General features: G+C 70.8%; 10 protein-coding genes. 6 read left to right on the top strand and 4 right to left on the bottom strand.

The features are described 5' to 3' along the window. Window positions 1-339 precede the first annotated feature (339 nt). The 3 genes from AB0O53_RS37235 (at window position 340) to AB0O53_RS37225 (ending at window position 3,728) form a co-directional block, all read left to right on the top strand. Complete coding sequence (locus AB0O53_RS37235; protein ID WP_351001968.1) at window positions 340-522, top strand: hypothetical protein; 183 nt, start codon at window positions 340-342, stop codon at window positions 520-522. Window positions 523-690: 168 nt separating this feature from the next. Further along, a complete protein-coding gene (locus AB0O53_RS37230; protein ID WP_365201563.1) occupies window positions 691-2,121 on the top strand; it encodes a C40 family peptidase in 1,431 nt (476 codons plus the stop codon). Window positions 2,122-2,213: 92 nt separating this feature from the next. Then, window positions 2,214-3,728 carry a peptidoglycan DD-metalloendopeptidase family protein gene (locus AB0O53_RS37225; protein WP_365201562.1) on the top strand — a complete coding sequence of 505 codons (1,515 nt, stop codon included), beginning with the start codon at window positions 2,214-2,216 and terminating at the stop codon, window positions 3,726-3,728. A 125-nt stretch (window positions 3,729-3,853) separates the two neighbouring features. Here the strand turns inward: AB0O53_RS37225 and thpR are convergent, their stop codons facing one another. The 3 genes from thpR to AB0O53_RS37210 form a co-directional block, all read right to left on the bottom strand. Continuing rightward, complete coding sequence (thpR, locus tag AB0O53_RS37220) at window positions 3,854-4,450, bottom strand: RNA 2',3'-cyclic phosphodiesterase (protein WP_365201559.1); 597 nt, start codon at window positions 4,448-4,450, stop codon at window positions 3,854-3,856. Between the two features lie 156 nt (window positions 4,451-4,606). Continuing rightward, a complete protein-coding gene (locus tag AB0O53_RS37215; RefSeq protein ID WP_351001960.1) occupies window positions 4,607-5,968 on the bottom strand; it encodes an MFS transporter in 1,362 nt (453 codons plus the stop codon). Window positions 5,969-5,994: 26 nt separating this feature from the next. After that, window positions 5,995-6,432 (bottom strand): MarR family winged helix-turn-helix transcriptional regulator, encoded by a 438-nt coding sequence (locus tag AB0O53_RS37210; protein ID WP_030662370.1) that lies wholly within the window; start codon window positions 6,430-6,432, stop codon window positions 5,995-5,997. A gap of 142 nt (window positions 6,433-6,574) precedes the next feature. Between AB0O53_RS37210 and AB0O53_RS37205 the strand changes: the two genes are divergently transcribed. Beyond that, on the top strand, window positions 6,575-6,778 hold the full coding sequence (locus AB0O53_RS37205; protein WP_351001958.1) for a ribbon-helix-helix protein, CopG family: 204 nt from the start codon (window positions 6,575-6,577) through the stop codon (window positions 6,776-6,778). 17 nt (window positions 6,779-6,795) lie between these two features. On the opposite strand, the gene AB0O53_RS37200 is transcribed toward AB0O53_RS37205, so the two are convergent. After that, window positions 6,796-8,256 carry an NCS2 family permease gene (locus AB0O53_RS37200; protein WP_351001956.1) on the bottom strand — a complete coding sequence of 487 codons (1,461 nt, stop codon included), beginning with the start codon at window positions 8,254-8,256 and terminating at the stop codon, window positions 6,796-6,798. Between the two features lie 153 nt (window positions 8,257-8,409). On the opposite strand from AB0O53_RS37200, the gene AB0O53_RS37195 reads away from it, so the two are divergent. Together AB0O53_RS37195 and AB0O53_RS37190 are read left to right on the top strand one after the other, a co-directional pair. After that, window positions 8,410-8,697, top strand: coding sequence for a DUF2530 domain-containing protein (locus tag AB0O53_RS37195; RefSeq protein ID WP_351001954.1), 288 nt, complete (start codon window positions 8,410-8,412; stop codon window positions 8,695-8,697). 95 nt (window positions 8,698-8,792) lie between these two features. Next, window positions 8,793-11,255, top strand: coding sequence for a cation-translocating P-type ATPase (locus AB0O53_RS37190; RefSeq protein ID WP_351001952.1), 2,463 nt, complete (start codon window positions 8,793-8,795; stop codon window positions 11,253-11,255). Window positions 11,256-11,259 lie beyond the last annotated feature (4 nt).

Here is an 11,259-nt window from a genome sequence, read left to right as displayed (position 1 = left end):
GACCATCTCGGAGACGAAGGTCTGCCGGGCCGGGTTGTCCACGACGGTGACCAGGCCGAGGAGGAGGCCACGGGAGTGGTTCCGCCCGGCGGCTTTCGTATGGGTGCGGGGGAGCGGATCAGGCCAGTGTGGACAGGTCCGGCCATGGCCCTTTCGGGCCAGTCGATCTCTCTTCCGCCCGGCCCGGGTAGCGGCGAATCTATTGCTTGTCACCGGGGCAGCCCCCCGGGGACGAGCACCGAAGGCCCTGAAAGCCCTGTACGGACGCCACCGCGGGACGTCCTAGGGCGACGGGTTCACGCCAGCTGCCCCCTCGTTTCGGAAGGACGAACCACTCCCATGCGTACTGGAATCCTCCGGGCCACCGCGGTCGTCGCCCTCACCCTCGGCATCACCTCCGTCGCACCGATGGCCTCCGCCCACGCCCCGGCCCACCCGGCCCCGGCGACCGGATCGGCCGGCCCGGCCGGCGCGGCGGGCACCCCGCTCGCCCCGCTCACCGCGGTGGCCGGCCCCCGCTAGCCCGTCCGGCCGCGGCCCGCCGCGCCCGTACCACCCGCAGGATCCCCAGGACCGCTGTACCTGCAGGACAGCTGTCCGTCCGCCACGCCTCGCACGTCGCAGCACCGCCGGTCGAGCCCGCGCTCCCGGCCACCCCAGACCTCACCTGACCAGAACCGGAGCACAGCCATGTCCCGATACGGGTTGAACACCCGCCACGCCGCCGTAGCCGCCCTCATCGCCGGGGCCGTCGCCGCCGGCACCGTGGTCGCCGTCGACACCGCCGCGTTCGCCGCCCCGGCGGCCGCCACCGCCGAAACCCCCGGCGGAGGCGACTACGGCAGCACCGGCCAGGGCCTGGAGGAGCAGGTCGACGGAGAGGTCCGGGCCTCTCTCTTCTCCGCGGCCAGCTCGTCGATCACCCGCAGCTCGGTGATCGCCCGGGCCAAGAGCTGGGTCGGCATCGGCCTGAACTACAGCGGGGGCGGCCGCCACGGCGGCTACCGCACCGACTGCTCCGGATTCGTCTCGATGGCCTGGGACCTGGACTCCTCGCTGCTCACCAACACCTTCGGCCCCCGCGGCGTGACCGAGCAGATCAGCAAGGGGGAGCTCAAGGCCGGCGACGCCCTCCTCGACGACGACTCCGGTGCCGGCGGCCACATCGTCCTCTTCGAGAAGTGGGTCGACTCCAGCCGCACCAAGTACTGGGGCTTCGACTTCACCCCGAGCGGCGTCCACCACCGCGTCTACGACTACCCGTACTACGACGGCTACGGCCCCTTCGTCCCGGTGCGCAACAAGAACGTGGTGGACGACGTGGCCCCGCCCACCACTCCGCCCCCCGGCATGACCGACCTCGTCGCGGTCAACATCAACGGCGACGCCGTCGACGACGTGGTCGGCGTGGAGGCCTCGACCGGCAAGCTGTGGCTCTACAAGGGCACTTCCGCAGGAACCATCGCGACCGGCAGCACCCGCGTGGAGATAGGCTCCGGCGGCTGGAACGGCATGTCCAACCTCGCCGGCGGCGACTTCAACGGCGACGGCAAGGACGACCTCGTCGCGACCGAGGAGTCCAGCGGGAAGCTCTACCTCTACCCGGGCACGGGCAGTGGTGTCGGCTCCCGCAAGGAGATCGGCTCCGGCGGCTGGAACGGCATGAAGGACCTGGTCGGGGGCGACTTCAACGGCGACGGCAAGGCCGACGTCGCGGGCGTCGAGAAGGCGACCGGCCAGCTGTGGCTCTACAAGGGCAACGGCGCCGGCTCCATCGGCGGCGGCAGCAGCCGCGTACTGATCGGGTCCGGCGGCTGGAACGGCATGCACGACCTCGTCGGCATGGACATCAACAACGACGGCAAGGCCGACATCGTCGGGGCCGAGACCTCGACGGGCAAGCTCTTCCTCTACAAGAGCAACGGCACCGGCCTGAACGCCCGCACCGAGATCGGCTCGGGCGGCTGGAACGGCATGAACGACCTCACCGGCGGCGACTTCACCTCGAACGCGAACGACGACCTCGTCGGCGTCGAGAAGGCCACCGGAAAGCTCTACCTCTACCCGGGCACCGGCACGGGTCTGGGGGCGCGCAAGGAGATCGGCACCGGCGGCTGGTAGCCCCGCGTCCGACGCATCTCCCCGCTCTCCTTTCGCAACTCCCTTCCCTGACACCCTTTTTGGCACCTCCGTGCCGGTTTGGAAGCACTCCCATGTCTGTTGAGACCACCTCCACCCTGTCCCGCTTCATGTCCCGCCGGGTCCGCATCGCCACCGGCCTCGTCTGCGCCACCGTCGCCGCCGTGGCCCTCTCGGCCGGTGGTGCCAACGCCGACGGCGGTCCGGAGGACCCGCACGGCGACATGACCGAGCTGACGGCGGCCGACCTCGGCCTGCCCGAGGCCCCGCAGATGATGATGGCCATGGCGGCCACCGCCGGCGACGAACGCCCCGACTTCCAGATGCCGTTCAAGTGCGGTGAGACCTGGCAGGGCGCCTCCCGCCCCCACCACAGCCCGTCCGCCAACGCCATCGACTGGACGCAGGGCGGCTCGACGGTCAACTCCCCCGTCGTGGCGAGCGCCGACGGCGTCGTGTCCAAGGTGAGGGACCTCGGCGGCTCCAGCTACGGCAAGTACGTGGTCATCAACCACGGCGGGGGCTGGTCCACCGTCTACGCCCACCTCAACGGCTTCAACGTCTCCAGCGGCGCCACGGTCAAGGCCGGACAGCAGATCGGCATCGTCGGCAGCACCGGCGGGTCCACCGGCGCGCACCTCCACTTCGAGCAGCGCCACGACACCGTCTACCAGCGCCCGGTCTTCAACGGCACGCCCTTCAGCGGATCGGGAAGCTGGTCCAAGTCCCTGACCAGCAAGAACTGCGAGACCAAGGCCCCGGAGCCGAAGCCCGAGGGCCCCGGTGACGGCGGCACCGGCTCGACCGGCATGGTCGACCTGGCCTCGGCCGACCTCAACGGCGACAACGTGGTGGACGTCGCCGCGGTCGAGGCGTCGACGGGCAAGCTGTGGCTCTACAAGGGCGCGTCCAACGGCACCATCGCCTCCGGCGGCAACCGCGTCCTGCTCGGCTCCGGCGGCTGGAACGGCATGACCAACCTGACCGGTGGCGACTTCACCGGCGACGGCAAGGACGACATCGTCGCGGTGGAGGAGTCCACCGGCAAGCTCTGGCTCTACAAGGGCGGCGACAACTCGACGATCGCCTCCGGCGGCACCCGCGTCCTGATCGGCACCGGCGGCTGGAACGGCATGTCCAACCTGACCGCCCTCAACCTCAACGGCGACAAGATCGCGGACCTGGCCGGCGTCGAGAAGTCCACCGGCAAGCTGTACCTCTACCCGGGAACCTCCAGCGGCCAGCTCGCCACCCGCAAGGAGATCGGCTCGGGCGGCTGGAACGACATGTCCAACCTGACCGGCATGGACCTCAACAACAGCGGCCGCCAGGACCTGGTCGCGGTGGAGAAGTCCACGGGCAAGCTGTTCATGTACCCGGGTGACAAGGGCTACCTGAGCCCGCGCATCATGATCGGCTCGGGCGGCTGGAACGGCATGTCCGACCTGATCGGCGGCGACCTGCTGAACTCGCAGCTGTCGGACGACCTGATCGCCGTGCAGAACTCCACGGGCAAGCTCTTCCTCTACCCGGGCACCGGCGCGGGCACCCTGGGCGCCCGCAAGGAGATCGGCACCGGCGGCTGGTAGGCACCGGAGGCCGGTGAGCACCTGAGGTGAAGACACGTGAGGCGGCCCGTCCCTGCAGGACGGGCCGCCTCACGGCGTTCGCGAGCGGCGTTCGCGAGCGGTGTCGGCGAGCCCGCGTACGCGGCTCAGCCGGCCAGCGGCCAGGCGCGGACGGTCTCGTACCGCGGCTGTTCGCCCGGCACCCCGCTCACGGGCAGGTTGCTGCGGACCAGGCTGAGCGTGTCCACCTGCCAGGCCGTGCCCTCGAAGTCCGCGAGGGCGTCCAGGTACGGGCGCAGGGGCGTCCCGTGCCCGTGCCCGTGCGCGTGGCCGTCGCCGTGTCCGTGCCGGCGGCCGTGGCTGCGGGCCAGGGTGAGGTGGGGCGTGTACCGGCGGTGCTGCTCCATGGGGACCCCGGCGCGCCGCGCGGCGGCGTCGGCCCGGTCGGCGAGCAGCCGCAGGGCGTCGAGCTCCCCGGCGGCGCCGGCCCACAGGGCGCGGTCGCCGAAGTGCCCGCAGCCGTGCAGGCGCAGCGCGAAGGGCGCCGTACGGTGGGCGGCCCGCTCCAGGCGGGAGTGCAGTTCGGGGAGCACGTCGTCGTCCACCTCGCCCATGAAGGCGAGCGTGAAGTGCCAGCCCGCCTCCGCGGTCCAGGTCAGCCGGTCGTCGCGGAGCGGCCGTACGGCTTCCCGCAGCTCGGCGACGGCCGTGTCCGGCGGCAGTACGGCGGCGAACAGTCTCATGCGGGGAGCGTATGCCGTGGGCGCAGCCACCGCCGGGGCTCCGCAGGTCGATTCCAGCCCCGCCGGCGTTCGAGGCGCGGGTCCGGGGCGGAGCCCGGCCGGGTCCGGGGCGGGGCCCCGTGAGGCGCCCGGCCGGACCCCGCCGGAGGCGGCGGCTCAGGCCACCGTCACCAGCTCGCGGCGGCGCGAGACGGCCGGGACGAAGGCCACCCCGTGGCGGTCGACCCGCAGCCGGAGGTTGCCGACGCGGGCCAGGACCACGGCGATGGTCACGGACGCGGCCAGCGAGATCAGCGCACCCGAGGCCATGCCGACGCGCGCGCCGTAGGTGTCGGTGATCCAGCCCAGCAGCGGGGCGCCCAGCGGGGTGCCGCCGGTGAAGACCATCATGAAGAGGGCCATGACCCGGCCCCGCATCTCGGGGTCGGTGGCCATCTGCACGCTGGAGTTGGCGGTGACGTTGACCGTCAGGCCGAAGACGCCGATGGGCACGAGCAGCGCGGCGAACAGCCAGAAGCCGGGTGCGAAGGCCGTCACGAGCAGCAGGACCGAGAACAGCGCGGCCGCGGCCACCAGCACCCGCAGGCGGGACTGCCCGCGGCGGGCGGCGAGCAGGGCGCCCGCGAGGGAGCCGGCCGCGATCAGGGTGTTGAAGAGCCCGTAGGTGCCCGCGTCCCCGTGGAAGACGTCGCTCACGAAGGCCGACAGCCAGATCGGGAAGTTGAACCCGAAGGTGCCGATGAAGCCGACGAGGACGATCGGCCAGATCAGCTCGGGCCGGCCGGCGACGTAGCGCAGGCCTTCGCGCAGCTGTCCCTTGGCGCGGGGCCGGGGTTCGACGGGGTGCAGTTCCTTCGTCCGCATCATCAGCAGGCCGGCGATGGGTGCGGCGAAGGACAGGCCGTTGAGCAGGAAGGCCCAGCCGGAGCCGACGGCGGTGATCAGCACGCCGGCGATCGCCGGGCCGACCAGCCGCGCGGACTGGAAGTTGGCCGAGTTGAGGCTGACGGCGTTGGCGACCTGGTCCTTGCCGACCATCTCGGAGACGAAGGTCTGCCGGGCCGGGTTGTCCACGACGGTGACCAGGCCGAGGAGGAGGGCGGCGAGGTAGACGTGCCAGACCTGGACGTGTCCCGCGAGGGTGAGGACGGCGAGTGCGATGCCGGTCAGGCCCATCGCGCTCTGGGTGGCGAGGAGCAGGGGCCGCTTGGGCAGCCGGTCCGCGAGGACGCCTCCGTAGAGGCCGAGCAGCAGCATCGGCAGGAACTGCAGGGCGATGGTGATGCCGACGGCGGAGGCGGAGCCGGTCAGCGACAGGACCAGCCAGTCCTGGGCGATGCGCTGCATCCAGGTGCCGGTGTTGGAGACGACCTGGCCGGTCGCGAAGAGCCGGTAGTTGCGGATCCTCAGCGAGCTGAACATCCCCCGGTTCCTGCTCGGGGGTGCCGCGGGCCGCGCGGCGGTAGTGGGGGTGGATATGTGGCCGGGTGCGGAGTCTGCTCCGTTTCCCGTACTCAAAAGCGTTCGCCTCCTGGCGTCGTTCCTTACAGGTGGGCGAGCTTCTCCAGGACGGGTGCGGCCGCGCGCAGCTTGGCCCATTCGTCCTCGGTCAGCTCTGCCGCGAGCCCGGCCAGGAAGGCGTTGCGCTTGCGGCGGCTCTCTTCGAGCATCGCTTCGGCCTCCTCCGTCTGGCGGACCACCTTCTGGCGGCGGTCGTCGGGGTGCGGTTCCAGCGTGACCAGTCCCTTGGCTTCCAGCAACGCGACGATGCGCGTCATGGACGGCGGCTGGACGTGCTCCCGCCGCGCCAGTTCACCGGGTGTGGCCTGGCCGCAGCGGGCGAGGGTGCCGAGGACCGACATCTCGGTCGGGCTCAGCGACTCGTCGACGCGCTGGTGCTTCAGGCGCCGCCCCAGCCGCATGACGGCGGAGCGGAGGTCGTTCACGGCGGCAGCATCGTCGCCATGGGAGAGGTCAGGCATGTACTTAGAATAACTCATTACTCTCGCTAAAGAACACCGGGTTTCCCCGGTCATGCACCCGGTATGTGCCAGGTCACTCGTACGGGTGAGTCGGCGGCCGAAAGTGACCCGCGTGCGCGCCCTGTGCCCCGACTCTTTCGGCATGGGGACACATGTGCTGAGCATGCGCATAGACGGGGAGCTCCTCGACAGGCTCCGGATCCACGCCGCCAAACGCGGAATGAGCGTCCAGGACTATGTGGTCCGGACGCTCATTCGCGACGACTTCGACGAGCGCTTCAAGGCGGCCGTCGACGAGACGGAGAAGTTCTACGGGGCCGACGTGAGTCCGCCCCCGGCCGCCTAGCCGCGGCCCGGGCCGGGCTAGCCCAGGCCGAGCGCGGGCATCGCGTAGTAGAAGACGAACACCGCCGACACGACGTACATGGCGGTCGGGACCTCGCGGCCCCGGCCGGTCGCCAGGCGCAGCACGCTGAAGGCGATGAAGCCGATGCCGATGCCGTTGGTGATCGAGTAGGTGAAGGGCATCATCACCATGGCCAGGAAGGCCGGGACGGCGATGGTGAAGTCGCTCCAGTCGATGTCCTTGACCGACCCCGCCAGGATCAGGAAGCCGACCGCGACCAGCGCGGGAGTGGCGGCCTGCGACGGGACCATGGTGGCGAGCGGGGTGAGGAACAGCGCCACGCCGAAGAGGGCGCCCGTCACGACGTTCGCCAGGCCCGTACGGGCGCCTTCGCCGACGCCGGCCGTGGACTCCACGAAGCAGGTGGTGGCCGAGGAGGACGTCGCGCCGCCCGAGGCGACGGCGAGGCCGTCGACGAACAGGACCCGGTTGATGCCGGGGAACTCGCCGGTCTTCTTGTCGATCAGCTTGGCCTCGTCGCCGACGCCCAGGATCGTGCCCATGGCGTCGAAGAAGCAGGACAGCAGCACGGTGAAGACGAAGAGGATGCCGGTGAGCAGTCCGACCTTGCCGAAGCCGCCGAAGAGGCTGACCTGACCGACGAGCCCGAAGTCCGGCGCGGCGACGGGGTTGCCGGGCCAGGCCGGGACGGTCAGGCCCCAGCCGGAGTCGGGCAGGTCGGCGACGAGCTGGACGCCGACCGCGACGAGGGTCATGGCCACGATGGAGATCAGGATCGCGCCGGGGACCTTGCGGATCAGCAGGGCCAGGGTGAGCAGCGTGCCGATCACGAAGATCAGGACGGGCCAGCCGTGCAGGTGGCCGTCGCTGCCGAGCTGCAGCGGGACGGTGGTGTGCGCGGCGTCCGGGATGCGCGAGACGAAGCCCGAGTCGACCAGGCCGATCAGCATGATGAACAGGCCGATGCCGATGGCGATGCCCTTGCGCAGGCCCAGCGGGACGGCGTTCATGACGCGCTCGCGCAGGCCGGTGGCGACCAGCAGCATCACCACGAAGCCGGCCAGGACCACCATGCCCATCGCGTCGGGCCAGCTCATGCGCGGGGCGAGCTGGAGGGCCACGACGGTGTTCACGCCGAGGCCCGCGGCGAGCGCGATGGGGACGTTGCCGATCACGCCCATGAGGAGGGTGGTGAAGGCGGCCGTCAGGACGGTGGCCGTCACGAGCTGGCCGCTGTCGAGCTGGTGGCCGTACATGTCCTTCGCGCTGCCCAGGATGATCGGGTTCAGCACGATGATGTACGCCATCGCGAAGAAGGTCGCGAAGCCGCCGCGGACCTCGCGGGCGACGGTCGAGCCGCGCTCGGAGATCTTGAAGTAGCGGTCCAGCCCGCCGGAGGGTTCCCGGGGGGAGGGCTCCGGGGTGGCGGATGCGGGGGCGGGAGCAGGGGTGCTCATACGGTCCTCATTGGTGGTTCATACGAAGAAAATGGGCCGCGCCCAAACCGTTTCAGTATGAACACATCAGGGAAAGGCCGTCCATCTCCGCGCGTAGACCCTCCCGGGGCGGGCGGAAGCCCTGGCAGGACGGCCGCCGCTTAAACTTGCGGCATGGCGAAATGGACTGCGAAGCATGAGGCGCCCGAGCCCCTTGAGGGCCCCGTCGTCGCGACGGTCACGGGAGGAACGATCCTGTGGTTCGCCCTCTTCGTGGTCCAGCTGCCGTTCTACGGGTGGTTCGCCGACCGCGGCCAGCTGTGGTGGGTCTGGACCTGTGCGGCCGGCGGCTTCCTCGGCCTGATCGGCATCTGGTACGTCCGCGGCCGCGAGGCGGCCCTCAAGCGGCACGCCGCCGCGGCCGCGCAGAGCGAGCAGGAATCGGGCGGAGCCGCGGCCTGACGGCTCCTACCCGGGGACGATTCGGGTCATCCCGAGGTCGCGTCTTCGGGCTTCTCGGCGGGTGAAGCCGTACGACCCCGCTTACCGTCGAAGGCATGACGGAGCGGGCGAGGATCGAGCACGACGGGCCGGAGCCGAGCGGGGGCCCCGGCACGGCCATCGACGCGGGGGCCGAACTCGACCCCGTGCACCCCGTACGGCCACCGGCACCCCGCTTCAAGCCGGGCGGGCTGACCACCGCCGAGGTCGCCGAGCGCGTGGCCCGCGGCGACGTCAACGACGTCCCCGTCCGCTCCTCGCGCTCCACCACCGACATCGTCCGCGGCAACGTCTTCACCCGCTTCAACGCCATCATCGGCGTCCTCTGGGTGATCATGCTCATCGTCGCGCCGATCCAGGACAGCCTCTTCGGCTTCGTGATCATCGCCAACACCGGCATCGGCATCATCCAGGAACTGCGCGCCAAGAAGACCCTCGACGGCCTCGCCGTCATCGGCGAGGCCAAACCCAGCGTCCGCCGCGACGGCCGGACCGCGGAGATCTCCACCTCCGAGATCGTCCTCGGCGACGTCATCGAACTCGGCCCGGGCGACAAGGTCGTCGTCGACGGCTCCGTCGGCGAGGCCGACGGCCTGGAGATCGACGAGTCCCTGCTCACCGGCGAGGCCGACCCCGTCCTGAAGAAGCCCGGCGACCATGTCATGTCCGGCTCCTTCGTGGTCGCCGGCGGCGGCGCGTTCACCGCCACCAAGGTCGGCCGCGAGGCCTACGCCGCCCAGTTGGCCGAAGAGGCCTCCCGCTTCACGCTCGTCCACTCCGAGCTGCGCTCCGGCATCTCCACCATCCTCAAGTACGTCACGTGGATGATGATCCCGACCTCCATCGGCCTGATCATCAGCCAGCTCGTCGTCAAGGAGAACAACCTCAACGACGCCATCGCCCGGACCGTCGGCGGAATCGTCCCGATGATCCCCGAGGGGCTCGTCCTCCTCACCTCCGTCGCCTTCGCGATCGGCGTCATCCGCCTCGGCCGCAAACAGTGCCTCGTGCAGGAGCTGCCCGCCATCGAGGGCCTCGCCCGCGTCGACGTGGTCTGCCTCGACAAGACCGGCACCCTCACCGAGGGCGGCATGGACGTCACCGAGCTCCGCCCGCTCGGCGGCGCGGACCCGGCGTACGTCAAGAAGGTGCTCGGCGCCCTCGGCGAGTCCGACCCCCGTCCCAACGCCAGCCTCCAGGCGATCATCGACGCCTACCCCGACAGCGCCGAGTGGCGGTGCACCGAGTCCCTGCCCTTCTCCTCCGCCCGCAAGTACAGCGGCGCCAGCTTCAGCGAGGGCGACGGCGAGAACAACACCTGGCTGCTCGGCGCCCCCGACGTCCTGCTGCCCGCCGGCGACCCCGCCCTCGACGAGATCAACGACCTCAACGAACAGGGCCTGCGGGTCCTGCTGCTCGCCCGCTCCGCCCGCGAGCTCGACGACGAGGCCGTCGCCACCGGGGTCAGGCCGACCGCCCTGGTCGTCCTGGAGCAGCGGCTGCGCCCCGACGCCGCCGACACGCTGCGCTACTTCGAGGACCAGAACGTCAGGGCGAAGGTCATCTCCGGCGACAACGCCATCTCCGTCGGCGCGGTCGCCGGCAAGCTGGGCCTGCCCGGAGCGGAGAACACCGTCGACGCCCGGAAGCTCCCCACGGAGCAGGCCGAGATGGCCCAGGTCCTCGACGAGAACTCCGTCTTCGGACGCGTCACCCCGCAGCAGAAGCGGGACATGGTCGGCGCCCTGCAGTCCAAGGGCCACACGGTCGCCATGACCGGCGACGGCGTCAACGACGTGCTCGCCCTCAAGGACGCCGACATCGGCGTCTCCATGGGCTCCGGCTCGGAGGCCACCCGCGCGGTCGCGCAGATCGTCCTCCTGAACAACAGCTTCTCCACCCTGCCGTCGGTGGTCGCCGAGGGCCGCCGCGTCATCGGCAACATCACGCGCGTGGCCACCCTCTTCCTCACCAAGACGGTCTACTCGGTGCTGCTGGCCATCCTGGTGGTCTGCTCGCAGGTCGAGTACCCCTTCCTGCCGCGCCACCTGACCCTGCTGTCCACCCTCACCATCGGCATCCCGGCCTTCTTCCTGGCGCTGGCCCCGAACAAGGAGCGCGCGAAGCCGCACTTCGTGAAACGGGTGATGCGCTACGCCATCCCCGGCGGCGTGATCGCGGCGACGGCCACCTTCGTGACCTACCTGATCGCCCGCCACCACTACACGGGCCCGGAAGCCCTGCCCGCGGAGACCAGCGCGGCGACGCTGACGCTGTTCCTCACCTCGATGTGGGTCCTCGCGATCATCGCGCGCCCGTACACGTGGTGGCGGGTGGCCCTGGTGGGCGCGATGGGCGGCGCCTTCCTGATCGTCCTGATCGTGCCGTGGCTCCAGGAGTTCTTCCAGCTCAAGCTGGTCGGCACCACGATGCCGTGGACCGCGGTGGCGGTCGCGGCGGCCGCCGCGACCCTCATCGAGTTCACCTTCCGCTGGGTCGACCGCAAGTTCCCCGCCTGATCGG

Source organism: Streptomyces erythrochromogenes (genome assembly GCF_040684695.1).
Taxonomy (GTDB): Bacteria; Actinomycetota; Actinomycetes; order Streptomycetales; family Streptomycetaceae; genus Streptomyces; species Streptomyces erythrochromogenes_C.
The sequence above is the reverse complement of the archived record's forward strand: the minus strand, read 5'-3'. Positions and strand labels throughout refer to the sequence as shown.

What these genes read in the sequence shown, in the direction of transcription:
- AB0O53_RS37235 (WP_351001968.1), top strand. Translation starts at nt 340, where the DNA reads ATGCGTACTGGAATCCTCCGGGCCACCGCGGTCGTCGCCCTCACCCTC.
- AB0O53_RS37230 (WP_365201563.1), top strand. Translation starts at nt 691, where the DNA reads ATGTCCCGATACGGGTTGAACACCCGCCACGCCGCCGTAGCCGCCCTC.
- AB0O53_RS37225 (WP_365201562.1), top strand. Translation starts at nt 2,214, where the DNA reads ATGTCTGTTGAGACCACCTCCACCCTGTCCCGCTTCATGTCCCGCCGG.
- thpR (WP_365201559.1), bottom strand. Translation starts at nt 4,450, where the DNA reads ATGAGACTGTTCGCCGCCGTACTGCCGCCGGACACGGCCGTCGCCGAG.
- AB0O53_RS37210 (WP_030662370.1), bottom strand. Translation starts at nt 6,432, where the DNA reads ATGCCTGACCTCTCCCATGGCGACGATGCTGCCGCCGTGAACGACCTC.
- AB0O53_RS37205 (WP_351001958.1), top strand. Translation starts at nt 6,575, where the DNA reads ATGGGGACACATGTGCTGAGCATGCGCATAGACGGGGAGCTCCTCGAC.
- AB0O53_RS37200 (WP_351001956.1), bottom strand. Translation starts at nt 8,256, where the DNA reads ATGAGCACCCCTGCTCCCGCCCCCGCATCCGCCACCCCGGAGCCCTCC.
- AB0O53_RS37195 (WP_351001954.1), top strand. Translation starts at nt 8,410, where the DNA reads ATGGCGAAATGGACTGCGAAGCATGAGGCGCCCGAGCCCCTTGAGGGC.
- AB0O53_RS37190 (WP_351001952.1), top strand. Translation starts at nt 8,793, where the DNA reads ATGACGGAGCGGGCGAGGATCGAGCACGACGGGCCGGAGCCGAGCGGG.